The following is a 26,801-nucleotide window of genomic DNA, read 5'->3' as shown; positions in this document are numbered from 1 at the left end:
TGTCGGCAAAGCACTCCGGCACCCCGCGAGCGCGTAGTGTGGGGCTCTGGAATATTTGCATGGCTGACGCGCCGTTTCCGGGCGCCGGCCCAGCGTCCGGACCACCCCCGGCAGGGGTGCCGGACGCCGGCACGAGAGGTCCTTCAGTGACGTTTACCCAGGACGGGCAGCCCGGTAACGGCCCCTTGGCCGACAGCACCGCCAACGGCACGGTCGAAAGCCCCGCCGCCGACGGCGACGGCGCCGACCACGCGGGCCTCTGGCCGCGACGCGGAGCGCGCGCCGGCCGGCAGGGCGGCACAGGGGGAGGAGGCCGCCGGCCCTCGGCCATGGTGGTCTCCGGCCTGCTCTCGATCGGACTCGGCGTCGCAGCGCTCAGCCTGCCCGTTCCCTACGTGATTGAATCCCCGGGCCCCACCTTCAACACCCTGGGCACGGACAACGGCAAGCCGGTCATCACCGTCACCGGGCACGAGTCCTACCCGGCCAAGGGCAACCTGGACCTCACCACGGTGTACGTCGACGGCGGCCCCAACGGACCCGTGAGCGTCTTCGAGGCCCTCACCGCCTGGCTGAACCCCGCCAAGGCCGTCTACCCGCAGGAACTGATCTTCCCCAGCGGCGTCACCAAGGAACAGTCGCAGCAGGAAAGCGCCGTGGCCATGACCACCTCCCAGGAGAACGCCGTCGCGGCCGCCCTGAAGGAACTCGGCATCCCGTTCGGGCAGAAGCTCCAGGTGGCCAGCATCCCCGACGACTCTGCGTCCAAGGGCAAGATCCAGGAGGGCGACCTGCTGGTCTCCATCGGCGGCAAGCCGATCTCCGCGCTGAGCGTCATCCAGTCCGAGCTAGCCGCCGGCAACGGCAAACCGGTCCCCGTGGTGGTGGACCGCGGCGGCAGCCAGCAGACGCTGACCATCACGCCGGCCAAGTCCGAGAACGGCCGCTACCTCCTCGGCGTGGTGCTGCAGTACAAGTTCACCTTCCCCTTCGACGTGAAAATCTCCCTGGACAAGGTGGGTGGCCCCAGCGCCGGCATGATGTTCGCCCTTGGGATCGTGGACACGGTGACCCCGGGCGACCTCACCGGCGGCAAGCACATCGCGGGCACCGGAACCATCACCCCCGACGGCGCCGTCGGGCCGATCGGCGGCATCGACCAGAAGATGGTCGGCGCCCGCTCCGGCGGGGCCACCCTGTTCCTCGCGCCGGCGGCCAACTGCGACGAAGTCGTCGGCCACATCCCGGCCGGCCTGCAGGTGGTGAAGGTCGAGACCCTGGCCGACGCACGGCACGCCGTCGAGCTCTCCGCGTCAGGCGGCGACACGGCCGAGCTTCCCGCTTGCACCAGGAACTAGACTGACCCCGGAACTAAGCCTCCGTGCCGCTCGTGGCACAAGAGACAACTGAAAAAACAGCAGCACCGACGACCAGCTATGAGGTATCGAGTTTGTCCCGTCCCAGCACCGTCCCACCCGGAAGGCAACAGCAGCGGCGAGGCGCCCTGACGCCCACGCTGATTATTGTGGCCCTTCTCGTCGTGGGCTTCATCTTCTTCGCCAATGTGTGGACGGACGTCCTCTGGTACCAGCAACTGGGCTACTTCGAAGTCTTCGTGACCGAGAACGTGTCCCGGATCCTGATCTTCCTGGCGGGCTTCGCGGTGATGTTCGCGGCCATGTTCTTCGCCATCCGCATCGCCTACACCGCCCGCCCGGTCTACGCCCCGGACTCCGAGATCCGGGACAACCTCAACCGCTACCAGGCCCAGCTCGAGCCGATTCGCCGCGTGGTCATGATCGGCCTGCCCGTCCTGTTCGGCCTCTTCGCCGGCAGCGCGGCCGCCAGCCAGTGGCAGAAGGTGCTGCTGTTCCTGCACCAGAAGCCGTTCGGCCAGAATGATCCGCAGTTCAACCTGGACATCAGCTTCTACATGATGACCCTGCCGTTCCTGGGCTTCGTCACCGGCTTCCTGATCAGCGTCGCCGTCGTCGCCGGCATCGCGGGGATCCTCACCCACTACCTCTACGGCAGCATCCGCCTGATGGAACGCGGCGTCTTCACCAGCCGCGCCGCCCAGATCCACCTGGCCGTCACCGGCGCGGCCTTCCTGCTGCTGCTGGGCGTGAACTTCTGGCTGGACCGCTACTCGGCCGTGCTGAACAACAGCGGCCGCTGGGCCGGCGCCCTCTACACGGACGTCAACGCCGTGATCCCCACCAAGGCGATCCTCGCCGTCGCCGCCGCGCTGGTGGCCGTGCTCTTCATCGTCGCGGCCGTGATCGGCAAGTGGCGCCTCCCCGTCATCGGCACCGCCATGCTGGTCATCACCTCCATCCTGGCCGGCGGCGTCTACCCGTGGGTCATCCAGCAGTTCCAGGTCCGCCCCTCCGAGCAGACCCTGGAAAAGACCTACATCGAGCGCAACATCGCCATGACCCGGGCTGCCTATGGCCTGGATAAGATCCAGGAGAAGCGCTATGAGGCCACCACCAACGCCACCACCGGCGCGCTGGCCCCGGACGCCCAGACGACGGCGAACATCCGCCTGCTGGACCCGAACCTGATCTCCGACGCGTTCTCGCAGCTTGAGCAATACCGGCCGTACTACCAGTTTCCCAGCACCCTGAACGTGGACCGGTATGAGGTCAACGGCAAGATCCAGGACACCGTGATCGCGGTCCGCGAGCTGAACCCGAGCGGCCTGGCCAGCAACCAGCAGTCGTGGCTGAACAAGCACGTCGTCTACACCCACGGCTACGGCGTCGTCGCGGCCAAGGGCAACAAGTTCACCGCGGACGGCAAGCCCGACTTCCTGCAGTCCGGCATCCCGTCGACCGGCGTCCTCGGCACCGACACCACTTACCAGCCGCGGATCTACTTCGGCGAAAACTCCCCGGACTACTCGATCGTCGGCGCCCCGGACGGCGCGCCGCACCGTGAGCAGGACCGCCCCGCCGCCAAGGAGGGCGACGCCGGCACGCAGTACACCTTCACCGGCAACGGCGGCCCGAACGTGGGCAGCTTCTTCAATAAGATCCTGTACGCGGTGAAGTTCCAGTCCTCCGACCTCCTGCTTTCCGACGGCGTCAACGCCGATTCGCAGATCCTCTACGACCGCAGCCCCAAGGACCGCGTGGAGAAGGTGGCCCCGTACCTGACGGTCGACGGCAACGCCTATCCCGCCGTCGTGGACGGCCGCGTGAAGTGGATCGTGGACGGCTACACCACCAGCCCGTACTTCCCGTACTCCCAGCAGGAGCAGCTCTCGGACGCCACCCGGGACTCGCAGACCTCCGCGGGCCGGACCGCCGCGCTGCCCAGCAGCTCGGTGAACTACATCCGGAACTCGGTCAAGGCCACGGTGGACGCCTACGACGGCTCCGTCACCCTCTACGCCTGGGATGACCAGGATCCGGTCCTGAAGGCCTGGCAGAGCATCTTCCCGTCCACGCTGAAGCCGTACTCGGAGATGTCGGGTGCGCTGATGAGCCACGTCCGGTACCCGGAGGACCTCTTCAAGGTCCAGCGTGAGCTGCTGGGCCGGTACCACGTGACCAACCCGGACAACTTCTTCACCAACAACGACGCGTGGAGCGTCCCGAACGACCCCACGGTGAAGGACGACGGCGTCAAGCAGCCTCCGTTCTACATGTCGCTGCAGATGCCGGACCAGGACAAGCCGGCCTTCCAGCTGACCTCCTCGTTCATCCCGCAGGTGGTCAACGGCAACGCCCGAAACGTCCTCTACGGCTTCCTCGCCGCGGACTCCGACGCCGGTAACCAGAAGGGCGTTAAGGCGGACAGCTACGGCCAGCTGCGGCTGCTACAGATCCCGCCGGAGGCCAACGTCCCCGGCCCGGGCCAGGCGCAGAACAAGTTCAACTCGGACCCCACGGTGTCCCAGGCGCTGAACCTGCTCCGGCAGGGCGCGTCCGCGGTGCTCAACGGCAACCTGCTGACGCTGCCGGTGGGCGGCGGCCTGCTCTACGTCCAGCCGGTCTACCTGAAGTCGACGGGCGAGACCTCCTACCCGACGCTGCAGCGTGTGCTGGTGGCCTTCGGCGACAAGATCGGCTTCGCGCCGACCTTGGACGAGGCGCTGAACCAGCTCTTCGGCGGCAGCTCCGGCGCCACGGCGGGCGACGCGGCGAACAACGGCCAGACACCGGCGACGCCGGGCCCGGGCACCGGAACCACCCCGCCCACCGGCGGCTCGAACGCCAACGCTGACCTCAAGGCGGCACTCGATGACGCGAACAGCGCCATCAAGGCTGGCCAGGAGGCCCTGGCCAAGGGCGACTTCGCAGCCTACGGCGACCAGCAGAAGAAGCTCTCCGCCGCCCTGCAGCGGGCGATCGACGCCGAGGGGAAGCTGACGCCGCCTGCCAGCGGCGGCAGCCCCTCGCCCACGGCGTCGCCGACGGCGACAGCCTCGCCCTCGCCCACCAAGTAGCCGCGGGCCTCGTGGCCGGCCTCCCGTGACGGGGCGCCGGCCACTCTGGGAACGGGGCGGTGCGATGCAGATCACGCCGCCCCGATTTGGCCCCGCGTTCACCGGCAGGTAATGTTGTTGGTGCGACGCGGGGTGGAGCAGTTCGGTAGCTCGCTGGGCTCATAACCCAGAGGTCACAGGTTCAAATCCTGTCCCCGCAACTGGAGAGAAGTCCGGAACAGAAATGTTCCGGACTTCTTGCTTTAACCGGCCTCGCGGATTCCGGGCCCGGGCTTGGAACTGCGGACCGGGACTCCGGATTTCGGCGGGGACGCCGAGGGGGGAATCCGGCCCGGTGGTCGGGGGCGGGCCGAACATGGGGTAGGCTTGATCATGCGACGCGGGGTGGAGCAGTTCGGTAGCTCGCTGGGCTCATAACCCAGAGGTCACAGGTTCAAATCCTGTCCCCGCAACAAAGGAAAGGCCCGGATCCATTGAGGATCCGGGCCTTTCGCGTTCCAGCGGCCCCGCGGCCAGGTGCGCTGTTCCGGGCCGGGGCCGGGCCAAACCCGCCCGGGCCCGCGGGTTCGTTCAGCCGTCCTTGAGCTTCTGGTACGTCTCCAGCGCCCGGGCGCGGGACTCGGGCAGCCCCACCACCGGCTCCGGATAGCCCCCGGCGCCGTCCGCGGCCTTCCAGGGCTCGTGGATGGTTTTGTCGTCCAGGTCGGCCAGCTCGGGCAGGTAGGCGCGCAGGTAGCGTCCCGCGGCGTCGAATTTCTTGCTCTGCGTCACCGGATTGAAGATCCGGAAGTAGGGGGAGGCGTCCGCGCCGGAGCCGGCAACCCACTGCCAGTTGGCGGGGTTGGAGGCGGAATCGGCGTCCACCAGGGTGTCCCAGAACCATTCCTCGCCGGTGCGCCAGTCCGCCAGGAGGTTCTTCACCAGGAACGAGGCCGCCGCCATCCGGACGCGGTTGTGCATCCAGCCGGTCTGCCAGAGCTGCCGCATGCCGGCGTCCACCAGCGGATACCCGGTCCGGCCCTGCTGCCAGGCCCGGAGGTCCGCCGCGGAGGGCTTGTCCCAGGCGAAGTCGTCGAACTCGGGCCGGAAGTTGCGGGTGGCCAGCTGCGGGTTCTCGTACAGCAGCTGCCAGCAGAACTCCCGCCAGCCGATCTCGGAGCGGAACACGCCGACGTCGGCGGGGGCGTGGTGCGGGAAGCGGGCGCGCAGGGCGTGCCAGACCCGGAACGGGCTGATCTCGCCGAAGCGCAGGTGCGGGGAGAGCCTGCTGGTGCCCTCGACGCCGGGCCGGTCCCGCCCGGTCCCGTACTCGGTCACGGGGCCGTCCAGGAAGGTCTCCAGCCGCTCGTGGGCGCCCGCCTCGCCGGGGGTCCACTCCTTAGCCAGGCCCTCGCTCCAGTCCGGCCGCTGGGGGAGGAGCTCCCAGTCGGACAGGGTGTCGGTGGCCGGCAGCCGGCGCTCACCGGTTTTGGCGGGGGCAGGGAGCTGCTGCGGGGCGTCCAGCGGCTGCCGGGGGTCCTGGGAGTCCAGACAGGCCTTCCAGAACGGGGTGAAGACCTTGTAGGGGCCACCGGAGCCGTTCCGGACGGTCCACGGCTCGAACAGGAGGTTGGCCTGGAAGCTCTCGGCCTCGAGGCCCTCCTTGGCGGCCCAGTCCTTGAGGCCCGCGTCGACGGCCCGCTCCGGGCCGCCGTAGCGTCGGTTCCACAGCACGCGGGCCGCGCCGGTTTCCTTGACCAGGTCGCGGATGATCCGGTTGGCCCGGCCGCGGCGCAGCACCAGCCGGTTGCCGGCCTCCTTGAGGTCCGCGGCCAGGGACTCCAGCGAGTGGTGCAGCCACCACTTCGTGGCGCCGCCCAGGGGCCGGATGCCGGGGGACTCTTCGTCCAGGACGTAGACCACCGTCAGTGGCCCGTCGGCGGCGGCCCCCTCCGCCAGGGCCGGGTTGTCATCCAGGCGCAGATCGTCGCGAAGCCAAACCAAAGTCGAAGACATGGCTCAACGCTACTGGATGCGGCCCCGCAGTAAGCGCACCGCAGGAAGCACAAGGCACTAGGACCATGACGAGGGGCGGGCAGGAAACGCCCCGGGTACGGCAAGGGCCGGGTTCCGCAGCGGAACCCGGCCCTCGCCGTCGTCGTCCGGCGGCGCGTCACGCGCCGGCGTGGACCTTGATCAGAGCTTGTCGAAGTCGGCCTCGTCCACGGTGGAGCCGGTGTGGGAACCGTTGCCGGCGCCGAGGGCCTGCTGGCTGCCGCCGGACTTCAGCGCGGCCAGCCGGGCCTCGATCTCGGTCTGCTCGCCGAGGTCCTCGAGGGCGTTGAACTGGGCGTCCAGGCTGGAGGCGGCGAGCTCCTGCTGGCCGCGGACCTTGGCCTCCTCGCGGCGGATCTTCTCTTCGAAGCGGCCCACCTCGGAGGTCGGGTCCATGATGTCAATGCTCTTGAGCGCGTCGTGGACCTGGCTCTGCGCGGCGGCGGTCTTGGACCGGGCCACCAGTTCGTTGCGCTTGCTGGTCAGCTCGTTGAGCTTGTTCTTCATCTGGTCCAGGCCCTGCTTGAGCTTATCCACCACCTCGGTCTGGGAGGCGATGCTCGGCTCGGCGGACTTGGCCTCGTTCTCCGCGGTGATCTGGCGCTGCAGCGCCACCTTGGCCAGGTTGTCGAACTTCTCGGCGTCCACGGAGTCGCCCTTGGCCCGGTATTCGTCGGCCTTGCGGGAGGCGGCGAGGGCCTTGTTGCCCCAGTCCTGGGCGTTCTTGAGGTCCTCGTTGTAGTCATCCTGCAGCATCCGCAGGTTGCCGATGGTCTGGGCGACGGCGGACTCCGCCTCGGCGATGTTGTTGGTGTAGTCGCGGACCATCTGGTCCAGCATCTTCTGCGGATCCTCGGCCTGGTCCAGCAGCGAGTTGATGTTCGCCTTCGCCAGCTGTGCCATGCGGCCGAAAATGGACTGCTTAACCATGGTGCTACCTCTCGTCCTCTCCAGTGGGGTCACTGGAATCGGTGATCTGTGGATGTACTGCCTCTACCCGCCGGCCGGACCGGGTCCGCCGGCGCTAGTCTCTGTGAGCGTGGTCCCGTCCGCTCAGAAGCTGCCGGAGTCGCCGCCGCCGAAATCGCCGCCGCCACCGAAGTCGCCGCCTCCGCCGCCACCCCAGCCTCCGCCGGAGTCACCGCCGCCCCAGCCGCCGCCTCCGCCACCCCAGCCGCCTCCGCCGCCGCCGCCGTGCAGGATGGAGTTGATCAGGATGCCGCCGAGGATGGCGCCGCCCAGGCCGCCGCCTCCACCGCCGCCGCCAAACATGCCGCCCCGGCCGTAGCCCTGGTTAGCGTAGCCGCCGAACTGGTCGACGTCGGCCTGGGCCTGCTGGGCGGCCTGCGCCGCGAGGGCGTGGGCCTGCTGGGCGTACTGCAGGGCCGTGACCGCGTCCGTCCGGGAGATGGACAGGGCGTAGTCGAGGTTGCGCTGGGCCTCCGCCAGCCGGGTCCGCGCCTCGGTGCCGACGCCGCCGCGGCGGGCCGTGATGTAGTCCGAGGTGGCGCTGATCTGGGCCTGCGCGGACATGATGCTCTGCTGCAGCGAGGCCTGGGCCCGGCGGGTCTGTTCCTGCTGGTCGCGGATGCCGGCCAGGGCCGCGTCCAGGCTCTGGTGGGCGGTCTCGACCCGTTCCAGGGTGGCGATCGGATCGATCTTGCCGGCCTGGATCTCGGCCTTGACCTGGGCCAGGGCCGCCTCGACCCCGGCCACGGGGCCGGCGAGTTCCGGGTGCGCGCCGGACTGGATCATGGCGCGGGCCTGGGCGAGGTCCTGGGAGGTGTCCACGACGGCGGTTTCCAGCCCGTTGCGGGCCTCGTCGAGGTTGGCGGCCACCTTGGTGATGGCGCCGAGCAGGACGTTGGTCTGGTGCAGGCTTTCCTCGGCGGCCCGGACCGCCACGGCGGCCATGCTGGTGTCGCCGGCGTCGAGCTTGTCCTGCGCCGTGGAGGAGGCGTTCTGGACGAAGGCCAGCCGCTCCTTCGCCTGGGTGATGTTGTCCGCCACGGCGGTGAGGGCGCTGTCCGCGTACCGGGCGCGCAGGTCCGTGAGGGACTGGTCGGCCGCGGCGATTTTCGTCTCTGCCTCGCGGGCCCCGGTTCCGACAACGGCGAGGGCCTGGGGCGCGTTCTTCTCCAGCTCGCGCAGGGAGTCGAAGTCGGCTTTCTGCTCCTGCAGGGATGCCAAGGCCGCCTCCGAGCGGCGGATGATCTCGCCGTACCAGGAGCGCTGCTGTGCCTCGGTGTCGGGAATGTGGTCATCGAGCTGCTGCTGGAGCTTGAAGGATTCGGTCATGTGCGCCTTGGCGTCGTGCAGCGCCTTGGTGAAGTTGCCGACGGCGGCGTCGCCGTACTGGGCCTGGGCGAAGCCGAGTTCCTGTTCGCTGGACTTGATCGCGTCGTCCGCCTCGATCAGCAGCGAGCCGCTCTTGCGGCGCAGCTCGTCCACGCTGAGGCCGGCCAGCGGATCGAGTTCGGCCTGCTGGCCCTCCCCGGCGGTGCCTGCCGTAACGGCCTTCTTCCGGCGGTTGCGCAGGTAAAGGTAGGTTCCCGCGCCACCGAGTGCGACGACGCCGACGCCCACCAGCACGCCGGAGCCGGCTCCCGCGCCGGAGGGCACGGTGCCGCTGCCGCCGCCGGCCGCGTCGCCCACGGCCGCCGCGGTATCGATGGCCGCCTGGGCGAAGTCACGCTTGCCGGCGCCGAGGTTGGCGGCAATGGCGTTCTGGGTGATGGTGCTCTTCTTGGAGTAAATGGCGCTGGCCGAGTTCGGCGAGAAGTAGTACTTGCCGTCGTCGGACATGGTGAGGATGACGTCCGCCCGGCCCATGCCCTTCTTCGTGGCAACCGCCTGCGCCCAACCCTCAGGGGAGGTGGGGTTTTCGAAGGTTTTCACGGTCACGACGTACAGGTTGTACTTGTGGTCCTTGAGCAGTTTCTGGACCGCGTCCTGGACCTCACCCTTGCGGCTTCCCAGCACGTTGGCGTCGTCCACGACGTTCTGGCCGGAGGGGATGGTGACCGGGTCCTCGGCCAGGGCCGGGGCGGCGGGCAGGACCAGCAGGCCGGCGACCCCAACCCCCGCGAGGAAACGTTTCATCATTGACCGCATCTGCAAACCCTTCAGCGCCTCGGTGGCCGGCACGGTCCGTGCCGGTCGTCCCAGAACTGCGGCAGCGCCCCCACGCAGGTGTGAAGCCGCAGGTCGCTGTGGCAATTCCATTTGATTCTATGGTGCCCCCCGGGGGCAGTCCATCGCCGGGAATATGCCACCAGCGAAAAGCCGGGGCGTTCAGGAACCTCCCAGCGAATGTCCGCAGTTGTACCAGTCTGAGCGACCATAGTTAATGGCAGACACGGATGAAAGGAAGTTCCATGACTGAGAACCCACTGCAGGGCGGCTCGCCGGATCCAGCACAGCCGGAGCGGGAGCCGCGCGAGGGCACGGACCGGTACGGCGCACCGGCGCAGGGTTCCGGCCAGGAGAACCCCACGATGCGGATTGACCAGCCGGGCCAGGACGCCCCGCGACCGGTCTACCCGCAGCACCAGCCGGCCTACGGCCAGAACCCGTCGGCCCAGAACCCGTCCCCGCAGACGCAGCAGTTCGGCGCTCCGGGACAGCCGTCAGGCCCCTATGGGGAGCACCAGCACGGCCACTTTGCCGGCTGGAACGGCCAGCCCGGCACCCACCAGAACCAGGGCCAGCAAGCTCCCGGTTCCTCGTTTAACCACCCGAACAACGCACCGCGGCGCAAGGCCGCCTTCGGCGTCCCGGTGCTGATCGCCAGCATGCTGGCGGCCGGCCTGGTGGGCGGCGGCGTCGTGGCCGGCAGCAGCGCCCTGATCGGCGGCCGGCAGGTCTCTTCCACCGGCAGCAGCACCCAGCCCGGCACGGTGATCGTCAATAACAAGGACGACGTCAACGCCATCACCGCCGCGGCGCAGAAGGCGTCGCCCAGCGTGGTGACCATCAAGGCCACCAGCGGCTCCGAGGGCGGCACCGGTTCCGGCATCATCCTCGACGGCGAGGGCCACATCCTGACCAATACCCACGTCGTCACCCTGGACGGCAAGACCGCCAAGGCCGCCGTCGAGGTCCGCCTCAACGACGGCAAGGTCTACAGCGCGAAGATCGTCGGCACGGATCCGCTCTCGGACCTCGCCGTGATCAAGGTGGACAACGCCAGCGGCCTGGTCCCGGCCAGCCTGGGTGACTCCAGCAAGCTGAACGTCGGCGACACGGCCGTCGCGATCGGCTCCCCGCTGGGCCTGACCGGAACCGTGACGGACGGCATCGTCTCCACCCTGAACCGCACCATCAGCGTCGCGTCCTCCGCCGCCCCCAAGGACGGCGCGGACAACTCCCAGGGCGGTGACCAGGGCTTCCAGTTCGCCCCTCCGGGCGGCGGCCAGGCGCCCAGCACCAGCAACCAGGGCAGCATCTCGATCAACGTGATCCAGACCGACGCGGCCATCAACCCGGGCAACTCCGGCGGCGCCCTGGTCAACAGCAAGGGCGAAATCATCGGCGTCAACGTGGCCATCGCCTCGGCCGGCGGTGACTCCAGCAGCGGCAGCAGCAACGGCAACATCGGCGTCGGCTTCAGCATCCCGATCAATAACGCCAAGCGCGTGGCCCAGGAGATCATCAGCAACGGCAAGGCCAGCCACGGCCAACTGGGCGTCAGCGTCAAGGCCAAGCCCTCCGGCTCCTCCGCCTCCGGCTTCTCGGTGGGCGCGGACGTTGCGACGGTGGAGCCCGGTTCCGCCGCGGACAAGGCCGGCATCAAGGTCGGCGACGTCGTGACCAAGTTCCAGGACCTGGTCATCAGCGACCCCAACCAGCTCACCGCAGCCGTGCGCGAACAGGCCGCCGGCGCCACCGTCAAGGTCACCGTCCTCCGCGGCGGCCAGGAGAAGCAGGTGGACGTCACCCTGGGCGCCGCAGCCGACCAGTAACACCGGCACAGCCCGGCCGCAGCGACGGCCGGGACCCGCGCCAGGAGGGGGCCGCCCGGAACCGCAAGGTACCGGGCGGCCCCTTCCTGACATCCGGCTTAACCCCGGCCGGAAATGGCCGCCGCTATATGGTTAGCTAGGAAGACCCGGCGGCGCCGGGAACCGCTCCCAGGCCACCACCCACCCGGCTGGCTGCCCCCGCACGGAAGGCTGCTGTAGACACAGTGGAAGAACCCTTGAAGATCATTGTGCTGGTCAAGCACGTACCGGACGCCCAGTTCGACCGACACCTCAGCGGCCCGGACAACACCCTGGACCGGTCCGAAAGCATCCTCTCGGAGCTGGACGAGTACGCCCTCGAGGCGGCCCTGCAGCTGATCGAGGCCCGCGGCGGCGAGGCCGCCGGGAACAGGGTCATCGCGCTCAGCATGGGACCCGCGGGGGCCGTCAATGCCATCAAGAAATCCCTCCAGATCGGCGCCTCCGAGGGCGTGCACCTCTCCGACGACGCCCTGGCCGGCTCCGACGCGGCCGCCACCTCCCTGGCCCTCGCCGCTGCCGTCCGACACCTCGGCGCCGACGCGCCCGCGGACCTCGTCATCACCGGCATGGCCTCCACCGACGGGGAGACCTCGTTGGTCCCCGCGCAGCTGGCCGAACGGCTGGGACTGCCTCAGGTCACCTTCGCGGCCAGCCTGGAGATCAACGGCGGCACCCTCACCGCCCGCCGCGAGGGGGACACCTCCGCGCTCACCGTCGAGGCGGACCTTCCCGCCGTCGTCTCGGTCACGGACCAGATCAACGACCCCCGCTACCCGAACTTCAAGGGCATCATGGCGGCGAAGAAGAAGACCATCACCACCCTGTCCCTCGCGGACATCGGCGTCGACCCGGCACAGGTGGGACGCTCCGGCTCGTGGACCGCCGTCGAGACCGCCGAGGCCCGCCCGCCGCGCACCGCCGGGACCATCATCACCGACGAGGGCGACGCCGGCATCCGGCTGGTCGACTTCCTCGCCGCCCAGAAGCTGCTCTAAGGGGATCATCCATGGCACACGTACTGGTTTTCATTGACAACCCGGGCGAGGCGCTGAAGAAGTCCAGCCTGGAACTGCTCACCCTCGCCCGGAGCCTGGGCGAGGCCTCCGCCGCCGTCACCGGCGAGCTGCACGACGGCGCCGCCGCCACGCTCGGCGACTACGGCGTCCACGCCCTTTACCGGCCCTCCGCCGCGGACCTGGAGGACTACCTCGTCGCCCCGAAGGCCGCCTTCCTAGCCGCAGCGGTCCGGGAGAGCGGGGCCACCACCGTGGTGCTGGACAACACCGCCGAAAGCCGCGAGATCGCGGCCCGCGCCGGGATCAAGCTTGAGGCCGGGGTCATCACCGACGTCGTCGCCGTCGATCCGGACGGCACCGCGCACAAGCCGGTCCTCGCCGGGTCCTACACCACCACTGCCCGCGCCACCACCGCCGTGGCGCTGCTGACCGTCAAGGCCAACAGCATCACCGCCGAACCCGCCGCCGAGGCCACGGCGCCGCAGACCGCCACCGTCGAGGTACCGGCCGACGCCGGCGCCGCGGCCCGCGTGGTCTCCCGCAGCGCCAAGGCCGCCAGCGGCCGTCCCGACCTGACCGAGGCCCGGGTGGTCGTGGCCGGCGGCCGCGGCGTCGAGGGGAACTTCGGCCCGCTCGAGGAGCTCGCGGACGCCCTGGGCGGGGCCGTCGGTGCCTCCCGCGCCGCCACGGATGCGGGCTGGATCGGCCACGACGCCCAGATCGGGCAGACCGGCAAGACCGTCTCCCCGCAGCTCTACATCTCCGCCGGGATCTCCGGCGCCATCCAGCAGAAGGCCGGCATGCAGACCGCCCAGGTGATCGTGGCGGTGAACAAGGACGCCGAATCGCCGGTGTTCGAGATCGCCGACTTCGGCATCATCGGAGACCTGTTCCAGGTCCTGCCGCAGGCCACCGAAGAGATCAACAAACGCAAGGGCTAGGCATTTGAACACCACCGCCACATCGGCACAAAGCCCGTTCGACCCGGCGCAGCACCGGATCGGGCGGGTGCTTTGTTTCACCGCGCACCCGGACGACATCGACTTTGGCGCCGCCGGGACCATCGCGGGCTGGACCGCGGCCGGGGTCGAGGTCAGCTACTGCATCATGACCGACGGCGACGCCGGCGGCTTCGACCCGGACACCCGTGATGAGATCGTGCGCCAGCGGATCGAGGAGCAGCAGCGCGCCGCCGGCCTCGTCGGGGTCACCGACATCCACTACCTGCACCAGCGCGACGGCTATCTCGAACCCACCCACGAGGTGATCCGGGATGTGGTCCGGCTGATCCGCACGGTCCGGCCCGACGTCGTGCTCGCCATGCACCCGGAACGGAACTGGACCCGGATCCAGAAGAGCCACCCGGACCACCTGGCCGTGGGGGAGGCCGTTACCCGGGCGGTCTACCCGGCCGTGGAGAACCCGTTCGCGTACCCGGAGCTGGCCGCCGCCGGCCTGGAGGCCTATAAGCTGCCCTGGCTGTGGCTCATCGCCGGTCCGGAGGAGCGCGAGAACCACTTCGTCGACGTCACCGGCCAGGTGGAGCAGAAGCTCGCCGCCATCCACGTCCACGTCAGCCAGCACCCCGACGTCGACGCCATGGACCGCACCGTCCGCGGGCTCCTGCAGTCCACCGCGCAGCGCGGCGGACTGCCGGCCGGCCGCAGCGCCGAGGCGTTCCACGTCGTGGCGGTCAACGGGCCGGAGACCATCGCCGGGTTCTAGTGTTTGTTTGCCCGCCCCCACTGCCATATGCTGACCATGTTTAAATCATATTTATGGAAGGCAGACTTTAATGGCGAAGACTGCGCAGCACCCCGTCCTTGTCATCATGGGCGTCTCCGGATCCGGTAAATCCACCGTCGCGGGCCTGCTGGCCGGGCGTCTCGGCTGGGATCTGGCCGAGGGCGATGACCTGCACCCGGAGTCCAACGTCGCCAAGATGCACTCGGGCCAGCCACTGACCGATGAGGACCGGTGGCCCTGGCTCGAACGCATCGCGGAATGGATCCGGGACCACACCGACTCCGGCCGGCCCGGCGTCGTGACCTGCTCGGCCCTGAAGAAGCGGTACCGCGACGTGCTCCGCGGGGAGGGCGTCACCTTCGTCTTCCTCGAGGGCAGCAAGGACCGCATCTCGGACCGGCTCGCCTCCCGGCACGGACACTTCATGCCGCCGGCGCTGCTGGACTCCCAGTTCGACGCGCTGGAAAAGCCCGCCGCGGACGAGAACGCCATCACCCTCTCGGTCGGCGCGACGCCCGCCGAAGAGGCCCAGGAAATCATCGACCGGCTCCACCTTGAGGCCGCCGGCACCGCCGCGCTCTGACCTTTCCGGCCACCCCCTCCCTTTAGGAATACCCTGTGAAATCACTTGCCCTGCAGCTTCCCGCTGCCGTCGAGGCCTGGTCCGGCCACGACACCCAACTCCTGGTGGTCGCCGCCGTGGGCATCGCGCTCATCGTCGTCCTGATCGCCAAATTCAAGCTCCACCCGTTCCTGGCCCTGGTCCTCGGCTCCGCGTTCGTGGGCCTGGCCTCCGGCGTCGAACTGGCCAAGATCATCAGCAACTTCGAGGACGGCGTTGGGGGCGTCCTCAAGGAAGTCGGCCTGCTGATCGCCCTCGGCGCCATGCTCGGCAAGCTGCTGGCCGACTCCGGCGGCGCCAACCGCGTCGTGGACACGCTGCTGGCCAAGGCCACCGGCAACCGCGTGGTCTGGTCCATCACCCTGGTGGCCGTCATCATCGGCCTGCCGATGTTCTTCGAAATCGGCCTGGTGCTGCTGCTGCCGGTGATCGTCCTGGTCACCCAGCGGTCCAAGATGCCGCTGATGCGCATCGCCATCCCCGCCCTGGCGGGCCTGTCCGTGCTGCACGGCCTCGTGCCGCCGCACCCCGGACCCCTGATCGCGATCAGCGCCGTCAAGGCCGAACTGGGCACCACCCTGGCCCTGGGCCTGCTGGTGGCCGTCCCCACCGTCATCATCTGCGGTCCGCTGTTCGCCCGGCTCGCCGCCCGCTGGGTGCCGGTGGGTGCCCCCGAGGTTGCCGGCGGCATCGACACCCGGCACGGGGCCGACCTGGAGGGCGTCAAGCGCCAGCCCAGCTTCCTGGTGACCCTGCTGACCATCATCTTCCCGGTGGTCCTGATGCTGCTCAAGGCCGTCGTGGACATCGTCTGGCCGGACCCCAAGACCGCCCCCGCGGCGCGGGTGTTCTTCGACTTCGTCGGCCAGCCGCTCGTGGCCATGACCCTGGCGGTACTGCTGGCCATCGTGACCTTCGGCTACGCCGTCGGCTTCACCGGCAACAAGATCACCACCAAGATCGGCGCGAGCCTGGGCCCGATTGCCGCGATCCTGCTGATCGTCGGCGCCGGCGGCGGCTTCAAGCAGACCCTGATCGGCGCCGGCGTCGGCGACGCGGTCAAGAAGTGGGCCGAGGGCGCCAACATGTCCGTCCTGGTTCTGGGCTTCATCGTGGCCGTGGCGCTGCGCCTGGCCACCGGCTCGGCAACCGTGGCCACGGTGACCGCGGCCGGTATCGTCGGTCCGCTGGCCAGCTCGCTGTCCCCCACCCACGCCGCCCTGCTGGCCCTGGCGATCGGTGCCGGCTCGCTGTTCCTCTCGCACGTCAACGATGCCGGCTTCTGGCTGGTCAAGGAACTGTTCGGCCTGAGCGTGGGGCAGACCTTCAAGACCTGGTCCGTGATGGAGACGCTGATCTCCGTGGTGGGCTTCGGCTTCGTGATGCTGCTCTCGCTGGTGATTTAGCACCGTTCAACTGATACAAGAAAGCCGCGCCGGTCCCGGAATTCCGGGGTCGGCGCGGCTTTTGTCGTTGTAGAGATTGTTCGCGCGGCCGCTCAGGCTCCCAACGAGGCCGCCGCCACCGTGGGCATGGTGGGTGTCTTGGACCCTCCCACCGGTTCCACCGTGATGCCCAGCGCCGCCGCGGAGCCGATGCCGGTGACCACGGCGGGCTTGGACAGCGCCTCGGCGTCCATCAGCCCCTTGGAGACCGGGGCCGACCCGTCCTTGGGGATCAGCCACATCTGGTAGACCTTGCCGGACGGGGGAGCGGGCACGCCGTTCATCTTGACCACGACGGCGTCCTTGGACGATGACAGCGTCAGCGACGCCGTGCCGCCGCCGATCACGTCGATGGTTTCCTTCTTCACGTCACCGGCCTGCAGCACCTGGGCCATCGGGTCGTTCTGGTTGGCGATGTAGGCACCCACGCCCACCCCGCCGACGGCGACGGCGGCCGCCGCTGCGACGCCGATCAGCCAGGTACGCATGCCCTGCGGGCGGCGGCGCTGCTCCCGGCGCTCCCGGGCCGCGGCAAGGTCGTCGGAGCCGGTTGCCTGGGCCGCGTCCCGGACGGGCCGGGCGACCACCGGGGCGGAGGCGCCCGGGAGGGCTACGACGGGTGCCCCGGACTCCGGTGTCCCCGGTTCCGGGGTCGCAGGGGTCGACGCCGAAGCGGCCGTGGGCAGCGCGGCGGAGATCTTGTCGAACAGCCCGGCGGGTGGTTCCTCCTCGGCGGTGAAGCTCATGGCCAGGGTCTCCCGGGCCTGACGCACGCGTTCCTCGAACTCGGCCCGCTCGGCGGCGGGGGCGGAGGACAGATAGCGGTCGACGGCGTCGCGTTCGCCGTCGTCGAGGGCGTGCAGCGCGTACACCTCGGCCAAGTCGACGGCGCGGCCGGAGGCGAGATCGGTGGCGATGTCGGCGGAGAAACCGCCGGCGGGTCGCCCGCCGTTCAGCGGATTAATGTCGTTCATCTCAACTCACCCCCAGGCAGTTCTTCAGTCGGATCAGGCCGTCGCGGATGCGGGACTTGATGGTGGGCACGGCGGCGTTCAATTTCTCCGCCACCTCACGATAGGTAAGCCCGCCGTAGTAGGCGAGCCTGACGGATTCCTGCTGCGTATCCGTCAGCGTTTCCAGGCACCGGACCACCGCCTCGGCCTCGAGCCGGCCGCCGACCTCGTCGGACACGGAGTCGTGGTCGATGTCCTGGCTGCTGGCACCGTAGCGGGCCTCCCGGTCGCTGGCGGACTGGGTCGAGCGGACCTTGTCCACGGCGCGCCGGTGCGAGATGGTCATCAGCCAGGCCAGCGGGCTGCCGGCGGCGGAGTCGAACTTTGCCGCGTTCTGCCAGACCTGGAGGAAGACCTCCTGGGTGGTGTCCTCGCTCAGCTCGGGATCGATCAGGACCCTGCGGGCCATGCCGAAGACACGGCGGGAGGTGAGCTCATAGAACTCGGCAAAGGCGGTCTGGCTGCCGCCGGCGATCTGTTCGAGCAGCACACCGAGCCGGTGGTTCACATCGGCGGGGCTCGACGGGGGAGCGGCCTCGCGGTTCGGGGCGTTCGGAGTTTCCATCACCTTCAAGCATAGGCCGCCGCCGCCCGCGCGGAGGTCAGGCCGGGCCCGCAGGGGGTGCCCCGTTCGGTGCGATCCGCCGGACCTGTGTACCTGGAGTGTGCTCACGGGCCGCTCCTCGCTCCTTTCCTTGGCTGGCGTATGTGGTGTCCATGAAGGATTCGGCGCCGCGCCGGAGTTGGATGGGAGGGACTTAAACGGGGCCGTTCAGAGCTTGGCGCCGGCGAAACCATTCTGCCGCCACGCCTCGTAGACGGCGATCGAGGCGGCATTGGCCAGGTTCAGCGAACGAAGCGCCGGAAGCATGGGTAGCCGGACCCGTGCGGTGACGTGCGGGTCGTGCTTGGCCTCCTCGGACAGGCCCACGGATTCCCTGCCGAACATCAGCACGTCCCCCGGGCGGTAGGCGACGTCGGTGTAGGAGGTGTCGCCGTCGGAGGTGAAGGCGAAGACCCGTTCCGGTTGGAGGGCCTCCCACGCCGTGGCCAGGTCCGGGTGCACGGTCACGACGGCGAGGTCGTGGTAGTCCAGGCCCGCGCGCCGAAGCTTGGCGTCGGAGAAGTCGAAACCCAGCGGCTCCACCAGGTGCAGCTGCGCCCCGGTGATGGCCGCGAGGCGGATGGCGTTGCCGGTATTACCCGGAATTTCGGGGCTGTCGAAGAGGATGCGGAACACGTTCCCATCCTAGCCAGCGGCCCCGGCGGCTAGTGCATCCCGCGCAGCAGCCGGGCCAGGACCGGCACCAGGACCGTGTTGGGGGCAGGACCTGAGCCGAGGAACTGTTTCAGTCCCCGGGCCAGGCCGGCGGCATTGACCACCTGGACGGTCTCCAAGGCGTCCTCCCCGCCCCGCCGGCGTCCGGGCCGGTCAATCACGGGCTCGTGCAGGTTGCCGTCGGTGCTGTGCACCACGGTCCAGCCGGTGACGTTGAGTTCGGGGAAGATGTCCTGCATCCGACGGACCACGTGGGCCAGTTGCGGCGGGGCGACCGAGCGGCCGCCGTGGTTCAGGGTGCGTCCGTCCCAAGCGTACGCGCCCGGGGGCAGCAGCATGGAGCCGATGATCGCCATCCGGTAACCGGAGAGCAGCACGTGATCGATGTGGCTGTTGTCCGCCGGGGACTGCAGCCCGTTGATCAGCCGGGCGGCCGGGATGCCGGGGAGGACCTGCCGGGAGAGCAGCTGCACCGTCCGCAGTTCGCGCTGGATCCGGGCCTCGGCACCGAAGATGCCCCGGCGGCGGGGCATCCCGTGGACCTGCTGGCGCGCCGTCGACGGCGGGATCAGCGGCACCTCGCCGTCCGCCGCCAACTCCTCGAAGGAGGGGACGTACACGGGTGCGTCCGCGGCGGTGCTGCGCGGTGTGTTGGGCCGGCGCACGTGGGCCGAGGCGCGGCTGCCGGCGGCCGGGGCGTCGAAGTGCGCGCCCTCGTCCTCCGGGGGAATCCGGCTGGCGGCCGAGGTCCCGCTGCCGTAGGAACGGTCGTAGTCGGCCCGGCGACGGGCGTCGATGAGGGTCTCGTAGGCCAGGGTGACGCGACGGAACGTGGCCGGGTCCCCGCCGTGGTCAGGGTGGGCGGTGCGTGCGGCCTTCCGGTACGCCACCTTGATGTCCTTCTCCGTCGCCGTGACCGGAATCCGAAGGACCTGGTAATGCGAACTGCTGCCCTGCGTCACGCACCGTTCCTTTGCCTCGAGGGGACTTCCCGCCGGCGGCTCCGGCGTCGCCAGTTTAACCGGCTTGAGGGGAACAACGAGCGCGGAGCCGTGGAAGGTTCCCCGGCGGCTGGCATAATTCAGGCCATGAAGATCGCCCTCGCCGTGAACCCCCGCGCCTCGTTCGGCCGCGGCCGGCACGCCGGCGGAGCGGCGGCGGAGTGTTTCCGGGCTGCCGGCGCGGAGGTGGAGCTGCTCTGCGAGGACAGCTATGCCGCCCTCGCCGCGCGGGTGGCCGACGCCGTCGCTGGCGGAGTGGACGCCCTGGTGGTGGTCGGCGGCGACGGCATGGTCCACCTGGGCGTCAATGCGCTCGCCGCCGTGCCCGCCGTCGCCTGGGCCGACGGCGGCGCCCCCTCGGCCGGCGCAGGGACCGCCGCCGGGACCCCGCTGGGCATCATCCCCACCGGCACGGGCAACGACCTGGCCCGGATGCTGGAGCTGCCGCGGCATGACATTCCTGCCGCGGTGGAGCGCGTCCTCGAGGCCCTCGGCTCCGGCGGACGGCGGATCGACGCCGGCCGCGCGGTGTCTGCCGGCCGGACGCACTGGTTCGCCGGCGTCCTCTCCGCGGGCTTCGACGCGGCCGTCAACGAACGCGCCAACGGCTGGCGCTGGCCGCGGGGCCAGTCCCGCTACAACCTGGCCATGCTCCGCGAACTGGCCGGATTCACCGCCATCGACTACACCCTGACCATCGACGGCGAGCGCCGCCGGCAGGGCGCCATGCTGGTCTCGGTCGCCAACGGCCGCTCCATGGGCGGCGGCATGGCGATCGCTCCGGAGGCGAGCCTGGAGGACGGCCTCCTGGACCTGTTCGTGGTGCACCCGCTCTCCCGCGCCGCACTCCTGGCCGTCTTCCCGAAGGTCTTCACCGGCCGGCACGTCGGCCACCCCGCCGTGGAACTGCGCCGGGTGCGCCGGGTGGTGCTGGAGGCCGACGGCGTCGTCGCCTACGCGGACGGTGAGCGGCTGGGACCGCTGCCCCTGACCATCGACGTGGTGCCCGGGGCCCTCCGGGTGCTGGCCTAGGAGTCCAATGCCCGTCTCCTCGTTCCGCCGCGCCCCGGCCGCGGCCCTGCCCTTACTTGGGGTCCTGCTGCTGGCCGTGTCCGGATGCAGCGTCGGCGTGCCCGACCCGGCCGCCCCGGCGCCCGCCACCTCCACCGGCGTGCCGGCCCCCGCCACCCCTACCGTCACCCCGGGCCACGACGCGGACGCCGTCGCCGCCCGCGACCTGCCGTTCAGTGCGGGGGAAAGCCTCGCCGCCGGGGTCCCCGTCCAACTCTCCGACGGGCTCAAGGACGCCCCGGGCTGGTCCGCCGGGGGGCAGGGCACGGCCGGGGCCAGCATCTACAAGAAGGCCGACGGCTGCCAGGCGGCGGCCCGGGTGAGCACCAACCAGGGGCCGCTGGCGGTTCCCGGAAACGACAAGGCCTCCACGGAGGCTCTGTTCCACTACCTGGACCCCAGCATCCTGCCCGGCTACCTCGCCACCGACACCCTTCGCTGGGGCGGCGACGCGGACAAGCCCGGCCCCCGCGTGGAGGTACTGGTCTACGACGGCGGCGCGGCCGGCACGCGGGCGGCCGTCAGCTACGCCCGGATGTTCGCGAAGGCAGGCTCGTCGGTCTACGTGTCCGTGGCGTGCCCGGACCGGGGCTCGCTGGCCGCGGCCCGCGCCGACGTCGCCGCGCGCCTGGCCGTGCTGCCGCCGTCGTCCTGACGGGCGGGGGACGCCGAAGAGGCCGTAGCCGGGGCCGCTGTGAGCGGCAGGGCCCGGGGCTGGCCCCTTAGCCCGGTCAGCAGCACCCCGGCGATGACCAGGATCCCGCCGAGGATCTGCACCACCGTCAGCGCCGTGCCCAGCGCCACGGTGATCGCGGCGGTGAACACCACCATCAGGTTCAGGTAGTTCCCGGCCGTCCCGGGCGGGGTGGTCCGCAGGGCAAGGTTCCAGAACAGGTAGGCGCCGAGTGAGGGGAACACGGCGATGTAGGCCAGCGACCAGGCCTCGGCCGGGGTGTCCGGCAGCCGGGCGTGGAAGGCCAGCGCCAGCGGGGCCAGGGTCACGGAGGCCATGGCCACCTGCACCGCCGTGGCGGCGATCGGCGGCAGCGCCAGCCGGCGGGCGATGATCGTGTAGCAGCCCCAGACCACGATCGCGCCGATCATCAGCAGCTCACCGGTGTTGATGGACAGGCTCAGGATCCGCTCCAGCCGGCCCTGGGTCAGGACCAGCAGCACCCCCAGCAGCCCCAGGCCGATGCCCAGCCAGCCCAGCCGGGTGGTGCGCTCGCCCAGGAACAGCACCGCCAGCACCACGATCAGGGCCGGGTTCGCCGCGGTGATGAGGGAGGCGTTCACCGCGGAGGTGAAGGCCAGTGCCCCGTACAGCAGGAGGGTGTAGCAGCTCATCCCCAACGCGCTGAGCAGGAGCAGCACCGGCCAGCGGCGCAGCACCGCGCGCCAGTCCGGCTTCTCCACGACGTGGGCCAATGCCAAAAGCGGCAGCGCGGCCAGGGTCCAGCGCCAGAAGGTCAGGTCCAGCGGCGACATGGACGCCACGGCGGCCTGCCCGACGACGAAGTTTCCGGACCAGAACAGGGTGGCCAGGACCAGGTACAGGGGCGCTTTCACCGCTCGAATGTACACCAGCGCGCCGGGACCGGACCGGCAACCGTTTCGACGTCGTTCCGCAGTGGATTCAGTAGCGGCCCCGCGGGCGGCCACCGACGGCGGGACAGGCCGCCGGTAGAATTGGAGGGTGCCTGCCTACCTCGACCATGCCGCCACCACCCCGCTCGCCGCGGAGGCGCTCGCCGCCCTGACCCGGGAGCTTGCCCGCACCGGCAACCCATCCTCGTTGCACGGCTCCGGCCGCCGGGCCCGCCGCGCCGTCGAGGACGCCCGCGAGGCGCTCGCCGCGGCCGCCGGGGCGCACCCCTCCGAGATCATCTTCACCTCGGGCGGCACGGAAGCGGACAACCTGGCCGTCAAGGGTCTCTACTGGGCCCGCCGAGCCCAGGATTCCCGCCGTACCCGGATCCTGTGCTCCACGATTGAACACCACGCCGTGCTGGACACCGTCGAGTGGCTGGAACGGCACGAGGGCGCCGAGGTGGCCTGGCTGCCCGTGGACTCCGACGGCGTGCTGGACCTGGCCGCGCTCGCGGCCGAACTTGAGCGTGACCCGGAGTCGATCGCCCTGCTCACGCTCATGTGGGCCAACAACGAGGTCGGCAGCATCCAGCCCGTAGCCGAGGCCGTGCGGCTGGCCCACGCCGCCGGCGTCCCCGTCCACTCGGACGCCGTGCAGGCCTTCGGATCCCTGCCGGTGGACTTCCGCGCCAGCGGCCTGGACGCCATGTCCATCTCCGGCCACAAGATCGGCGGCCCGGTGGGGGTCGGGGCCCTGGTCCTGGGCCGCGCCGTCACCCTCACCCCGGTCCAGCACGGCGGCGGGCAGGAGCGTGACGTGCGCTCCGGCACGCTGGACACGGCCTCGATCGCGGCCTTCGCCGCCGCCGCGGAGGCGGCCACGGCCCGGCTGGGGGAGGAGACCGCCCGGATCACGGCGCTCCGGGACCGGCTGATCGACGGCGTCCGCGCCGCCGTGCCGGAGGCGGTGCTGCGCGGCGCCCCGGGGGAGGGCCGGTTGCCCGGCAACGCCCACTTCACCTTCCCCGGCTGCGAGGGCGACTCGCTGCTGTTCCTCCTGGACCTCGCCGGGGTGGAGTCCTCCACCGGCTCCGCCTGCACCGCCGGGGTCCCGCGTCCCTCCCACGTGCTGCTGGCCATGGGGCTGGACGAGGACACCGCCCGCGGCGCGCAGCGCTTCAGCCTGGGCCACGCCTCCACCGACGCCGACGTCGACGCGCTGCTGGCCGCGCTGCCCGGCGCGTACGCCCGGGCCCGGCAGGCCGGCATGGCTGGGCACGAATCCAGCATCCAGACCGCGGGCACCGTGGCCCGCCGCAACGCCCTGGGCTAGGCCTCCCGACGGCGCCGCCGGCCGGGCCGCCGCCGACGGCGGCCCGGGGCGGTTTTTGGGGCAGCCTCCGGCGCGGCGGTAGAATCGGGGCTGGGCGGTGTGTTATTCCGGCGCCCTTCTCCCACTCCCCAGAGAAAGCCAGTATGCGAGTTCTTGCAGCCATGAGCGGCGGCGTCGATTCGGCCGTCGCAGCAGCCCGCGCCGTCGAAGCCGGGCACGACGTCGTCGGGGTCCACCTGGCGCTCTCCCGCATGCCGGGAACGCTGCGCACCGGCAGCCGCGGCTGCTGCACCATCGAGGACTCCCGTGACGCGTGGCGGGCCTGCGACGTGCTGGGCATCCCGTACTACGTCTGGGACTTCTCCGAGCGGTTCAAGGAGGACGTGGTCCAGGACTTCATCGACGAATACGCCGCCGGCCGCACGCCCAACCCGTGCATGCGCTGCAACGAGCGGATCAAGTTCGCGGCGCTGCTGGAGAAGGCGATCGCCCTCGGCTTCGACGCCGTCTGCACCGGCCACTACGCCAAGGTCATCACCGACGCCGATGGCAACCCCGAGCTGCACCGTGCCGCTGACTGGGCCAAGGACCAGAGCTACGTCCTGGGCGTGCTCACCCACGAACAGCTCAAGCATTCGATGTTCCCGCTCGCGGACACCCCCTCCAAGGCCGAGGTCCGCGCCGAGGCCGAACGCCGCGGCCTGTCCGTGGCGAACAAGCCCGACAGCCACGACATCTGCTTCATCCCCGACGGCGACACCGCCGGCTGGCTCGCCGAGAAGATCGAGATGACCGGCGGCGACATCGTGGATGAGACCGGCGCCAAGGTGGGCGAACACCCCGGTGCGAACGCATTCACTGTCGGCCAGCGGCGGGGCCTCAAGCTCGGCACGCCCGCCGCCGACGGCAAGCCCCGCTTCGTCCTGGAGATCCGCCCGAAGGAGAACAAGGTGGTGGTGGGCCCCGAGGCGCTGCTGGCCATCGACGAGATCCGCGGCATCAAGGTCTCCTGGGCCGGCCTGCCGATCGCCGAGATCGCCACCGGCGCCGACTTCGACTGCCACGCCCAGGTCCGCGCCCACGGCGACCCCGTGCCCGCGTCGGCCCGGATGGAGCACGACGCCGGTTCCGGCGAGCTGGTGGTCACCCTCGCCGAGCCGCTGCGCGGGGTTGCCCCGGGCCAGACCGTGGTGCTCTACCAGGGCAGCCGGGTCCTCGGGCAGGCGACGATCGACGCCGCCCGCTCCCTGCAGAGGGCGGCCCTCTAGCCGCTGCTGCCTTCCTTCCGGAGGGCCGGAAACCGGCCAGAAACCTGAAGGAAACGATGAGAAGCCCCGCGTGGTGTAAATTTTGTGTCTCAACTCACAAGATTTAGCGGTACACCCTGCGGTGTTCTGGTTGAATCAGAAAATCAGGACCGTGCGCCGCCCCGAGTCGAGCTTTTCGGCGGCCCACGAGCACTCATCGAACAGAAAGTTCACAGATGGCAATGAACAAAAAGGCCCTGCAGAGCGCCATCGCGCTGGCCGGGGTTTCCGCCTTTGCATTGACGGCCTGCACCGGCCCCTCCGGCGGCGGAACGTCCTCCGGTGGCTCGGCCTCCGGCGGCGCCATTACGTACGGCACCACCGACAAGGTGGTCACCCTCGACCCGGCGGGCTCCTACGACGCCGGTTCGTTCATGGTGATGAACCAGATCTACCCGTTCCTGCTCAACTCCAAGCCGGGCACGGCCGACTCCAGCCCGGACATTGCCGAGTCTGCCTCCTTCACCACCCCCACCGAGTACACCGTCAAGCTCAAGTCCGGGCTCAAGTTCGCCAACGGCCACGCCCTGACCTCCTCGGACGTGAAGTTCTCGATCGACCGCGTCGTGAAGATCAACGATGACAACGGCCCCGCATCGCTGCTGGGCAACCTGGACTCGGTCACCGCCAAGGACGACACCACCGTCGTCTTCAAGCTCAAGGAAGGCAACGACCAGGTCTTCCCGGGCGTGCTCGCCGCCAACGCCGGCCCGATCGTGGACGAAGAAGTCTTCCCGGCCGACAAACTGATGAGCGACGACGACATCGTCAAGGCCAAGCCCTTCGCCGGCCAGTACACGATCGAGAGCTACAAGAAGAACGAACTGATCAGCCTCAAGGCCAACCCCGACTACAAGGGCCTCCTGGGCAAGCCGGCGAACGACAGCGCCACCATCAAGTACTACGCCGACTCCAACAACCTCAAGCTCGATGTCCAGCAGGGCAACATCGACGTCGCCGGCCGCAGCCTGACCGCGACCGACGCCGCCGACCTCGAGAAGGACTCCAAGGTCAAGGTCCACAAGGGCCCGGGCGGCGAGCTGCGCTACATCGTCTTCAACTTCGACACCATGCCCTTCGGCGCCAAGACCCCCGAGGCCGACCCGAAGAAGGCCTTGGCCGTCCGTCAGGCCATGGCCGACATTGTCGACCGCGACGCGATCGCCACCCAGGTCTACAAGGGCACCTACCTGCCCGCATACTCCGTCGTTCCGGACGGCTTCGTCGGCGCCATCAAGCCGATGAAGGACATGTACGGCGACGGCAGCGGCAAGCCCAGCCTGGACAAGGCCAAGCAGGCCTTCAGCGACGCCGGCGTCACCGGCCCGGTCACGCTGAAGCTGCAGTACAACCCGGACCACTACGGCAAGTCCTCCGGCGACGAGTACGCCATGATCAAGGAGCAGCTGGAGAAGTCCGGCCTCTTCAAGGTCGACCTGCAGTCCACCGAGTGGGTCACCTACTCCAAGGACCGCACCAAGGACGTCTACCCCGTCTACCAGCTCGGCTGGTTCCCGGACTACTCCGACGCCGACAACTACCTGACCCCGTTCTTCATCCCGGGCAACTTCCTCAAGAACCACTACGAGAACCCGGCCGTGACGGACCTGATCAAGAAGCAGCTCACCACCGTTGACAAGGGTGAGCGCGAAAAGGTCCTTGGTGACGCCCAGACGGCCGTCGCCAAGGACCTGCCCTCCCTGCCGCTGCTCCAGGGCGCCCAGCTCATGGTTGCCGGCAAGGACGTCCAGGGCGTCGACAAGACCCTCGACGCATCCTTCAAGACCCGGCTTGGCGTAATTTCCAAGTAGGTCCCATCCCCATCCGGTCCTGACCAGCCACAGAGGCGGGGCGCCCGCGCGGCGTCCCGCCTCCGTGCTGA

The 26,801-nt window shown here is 69.9% G+C and carries 21 protein-coding genes and 2 tRNA genes; 15 read left to right on the top strand and 8 right to left on the bottom strand.

Going from position 1 to position 26,801, the window contains the following annotated elements:
• Positions 1 to 329: 329 nt before the first annotated feature.
• From QWJ39_RS00315 to QWJ39_RS00300, 4 genes are all read left to right on the top strand, one after another.
• Entirely contained in the window at positions 330 to 1,358 is a 1,029-nt protein-coding gene (locus QWJ39_RS00315) for a S16 family serine protease (RefSeq protein WP_290256459.1), read from the top strand.
• Between the two features lie 92 nt (positions 1,359 to 1,450).
• The gene (locus QWJ39_RS00310) at positions 1,451 to 4,456 is read left to right on the top strand and encodes a UPF0182 family protein (RefSeq protein ID WP_290255716.1); all 3,006 of its coding nucleotides are present in this window, start codon (positions 1,451 to 1,453) and stop codon (positions 4,454 to 4,456) included.
• 126 nt (positions 4,457 to 4,582) lie between these two features.
• Positions 4,583 to 4,656 (top strand) — tRNA-Met (locus tag QWJ39_RS00305).
• A 178-nt stretch (positions 4,657 to 4,834) separates the two neighbouring features.
• Positions 4,835 to 4,908 (top strand) — tRNA-Met (locus tag QWJ39_RS00300).
• A 118-nt stretch (positions 4,909 to 5,026) separates the two neighbouring features.
• On the opposite strand, the gene QWJ39_RS00295 is transcribed toward QWJ39_RS00300, so the two are convergent.
• The 3 genes from QWJ39_RS00295 to QWJ39_RS00285 form a co-directional block, all read right to left on the bottom strand.
• Positions 5,027 to 6,451: a deoxyribodipyrimidine photo-lyase gene (locus QWJ39_RS00295; RefSeq protein WP_290255715.1), complete on the bottom strand. Its 1,425-nt coding sequence runs from the start codon at positions 6,449 to 6,451 to the stop codon at positions 5,027 to 5,029.
• Positions 6,452 to 6,631: 180 nt separating this feature from the next.
• Positions 6,632 to 7,420, bottom strand: a complete 789-nt coding sequence (locus QWJ39_RS00290) for a PspA/IM30 family protein (protein ID WP_290255714.1) — start codon at positions 7,418 to 7,420, stop codon at positions 6,632 to 6,634.
• 123 nt (positions 7,421 to 7,543) lie between these two features.
• A complete protein-coding gene (locus QWJ39_RS00285) occupies positions 7,544 to 9,604 on the bottom strand; it encodes a TPM domain-containing protein (protein WP_290255713.1) in 2,061 nt (686 codons plus the stop codon).
• Positions 9,605 to 9,867: 263 nt separating this feature from the next.
• Between QWJ39_RS00285 and QWJ39_RS00280 the strand changes: the two genes are divergently transcribed.
• The 6 genes from QWJ39_RS00280 (at position 9,868) to QWJ39_RS00255 (ending at position 16,286) form a co-directional block, all read left to right on the top strand.
• Positions 9,868 to 11,454, top strand: coding sequence for a trypsin-like peptidase domain-containing protein (locus tag QWJ39_RS00280; RefSeq protein ID WP_290255712.1), 1,587 nt, complete (start codon positions 9,868 to 9,870; stop codon positions 11,452 to 11,454).
• Between the two features lie 236 nt (positions 11,455 to 11,690).
• Complete coding sequence (locus tag QWJ39_RS00275; protein ID WP_290255711.1) at positions 11,691 to 12,491, top strand: electron transfer flavoprotein subunit beta/FixA family protein; 801 nt, start codon at positions 11,691 to 11,693, stop codon at positions 12,489 to 12,491.
• A gap of 11 nt (positions 12,492 to 12,502) precedes the next feature.
• Entirely contained in the window at positions 12,503 to 13,453 is a 951-nt protein-coding gene (locus QWJ39_RS00270) for an electron transfer flavoprotein subunit alpha/FixB family protein (RefSeq protein ID WP_290255710.1), read from the top strand.
• A 4-nt stretch (positions 13,454 to 13,457) separates the two neighbouring features.
• Positions 13,458 to 14,237: a PIG-L deacetylase family protein gene (locus tag QWJ39_RS00265; RefSeq protein WP_290255709.1), complete on the top strand. Its 780-nt coding sequence runs from the start codon at positions 13,458 to 13,460 to the stop codon at positions 14,235 to 14,237.
• A gap of 70 nt (positions 14,238 to 14,307) precedes the next feature.
• Positions 14,308 to 14,841 (top strand): gluconokinase, encoded by a 534-nt coding sequence (locus tag QWJ39_RS00260; RefSeq protein WP_290255708.1) that lies wholly within the window; start codon positions 14,308 to 14,310, stop codon positions 14,839 to 14,841.
• A 35-nt stretch (positions 14,842 to 14,876) separates the two neighbouring features.
• Positions 14,877 to 16,286: a gluconate:H+ symporter gene (locus tag QWJ39_RS00255; RefSeq protein WP_290255707.1), complete on the top strand. Its 1,410-nt coding sequence runs from the start codon at positions 14,877 to 14,879 to the stop codon at positions 16,284 to 16,286.
• 92 nt (positions 16,287 to 16,378) lie between these two features.
• Here the strand turns inward: QWJ39_RS00255 and QWJ39_RS00250 are convergent, their stop codons facing one another.
• From QWJ39_RS00250 to QWJ39_RS00235, 4 genes are all read right to left on the bottom strand, one after another.
• Entirely contained in the window at positions 16,379 to 17,299 is a 921-nt protein-coding gene (locus tag QWJ39_RS00250) for an anti-sigma factor (protein WP_290255706.1), read from the bottom strand.
• A 1-nt stretch (position 17,300) separates the two neighbouring features.
• Positions 17,301 to 17,903: a sigma-70 family RNA polymerase sigma factor gene (locus QWJ39_RS00245; protein ID WP_290255705.1), complete on the bottom strand. Its 603-nt coding sequence runs from the start codon at positions 17,901 to 17,903 to the stop codon at positions 17,301 to 17,303.
• Positions 17,904 to 18,110: 207 nt separating this feature from the next.
• Complete coding sequence (locus tag QWJ39_RS00240; RefSeq protein WP_290255704.1) at positions 18,111 to 18,578, bottom strand: tRNA (cytidine(34)-2'-O)-methyltransferase; 468 nt, start codon at positions 18,576 to 18,578, stop codon at positions 18,111 to 18,113.
• 29 nt (positions 18,579 to 18,607) lie between these two features.
• Positions 18,608 to 19,579 carry a DnaJ domain-containing protein gene (locus tag QWJ39_RS00235; protein WP_290255703.1) on the bottom strand — a complete coding sequence of 324 codons (972 nt, stop codon included), beginning with the start codon at positions 19,577 to 19,579 and terminating at the stop codon, positions 18,608 to 18,610.
• 126 nt (positions 19,580 to 19,705) lie between these two features.
• Here QWJ39_RS00235 and QWJ39_RS00230 point away from each other — a divergent pair, with 126 nt between their 5' ends.
• Positions 19,706 to 20,650 carry a diacylglycerol kinase family protein gene (locus QWJ39_RS00230; protein ID WP_290255702.1) on the top strand — a complete coding sequence of 315 codons (945 nt, stop codon included), beginning with the start codon at positions 19,706 to 19,708 and terminating at the stop codon, positions 20,648 to 20,650.
• 7 nt (positions 20,651 to 20,657) lie between these two features.
• On the top strand, positions 20,658 to 21,344 hold the full coding sequence (locus QWJ39_RS00225) for a hypothetical protein (RefSeq protein WP_290255701.1): 687 nt from the start codon (positions 20,658 to 20,660) through the stop codon (positions 21,342 to 21,344).
• On the opposite strand, the gene QWJ39_RS00220 is transcribed toward QWJ39_RS00225, so the two are convergent.
• Complete coding sequence (locus QWJ39_RS00220; RefSeq protein ID WP_290255700.1) at positions 21,251 to 22,258, bottom strand: DMT family transporter; 1,008 nt, start codon at positions 22,256 to 22,258, stop codon at positions 21,251 to 21,253. The two genes, QWJ39_RS00225 and QWJ39_RS00220, sit on opposite strands and share 94 nt — an antisense overlap.
• Positions 22,259 to 22,385: 127 nt before the next feature.
• On the opposite strand from QWJ39_RS00220, the gene QWJ39_RS00215 reads away from it, so the two are divergent.
• The 3 genes from QWJ39_RS00215 (at position 22,386) to QWJ39_RS00205 (ending at position 26,730) form a co-directional block, all read left to right on the top strand.
• On the top strand, positions 22,386 to 23,612 hold the full coding sequence (locus QWJ39_RS00215) for a cysteine desulfurase family protein (RefSeq protein ID WP_290255699.1): 1,227 nt from the start codon (positions 22,386 to 22,388) through the stop codon (positions 23,610 to 23,612).
• 143 nt (positions 23,613 to 23,755) lie between these two features.
• A complete protein-coding gene (gene mnmA, locus QWJ39_RS00210; RefSeq protein WP_290255698.1) occupies positions 23,756 to 24,880 on the top strand; it encodes a tRNA 2-thiouridine(34) synthase MnmA in 1,125 nt (374 codons plus the stop codon).
• 215 nt (positions 24,881 to 25,095) lie between these two features.
• Complete coding sequence (locus QWJ39_RS00205; protein WP_290255697.1) at positions 25,096 to 26,730, top strand: ABC transporter substrate-binding protein; 1,635 nt, start codon at positions 25,096 to 25,098, stop codon at positions 26,728 to 26,730.
• Positions 26,731 to 26,801: the final 71 nt, after the last annotated feature.

It is taken from the genome of Arthrobacter sp. YD4 (assembly GCF_030410515.1).
Classification (GTDB): domain Bacteria; phylum Actinomycetota; class Actinomycetes; order Actinomycetales; family Micrococcaceae; genus Arthrobacter.
The sequence above is the reverse complement of the archived record's forward strand: the minus strand, read 5'-3'. Positions and strand labels throughout refer to the sequence as shown.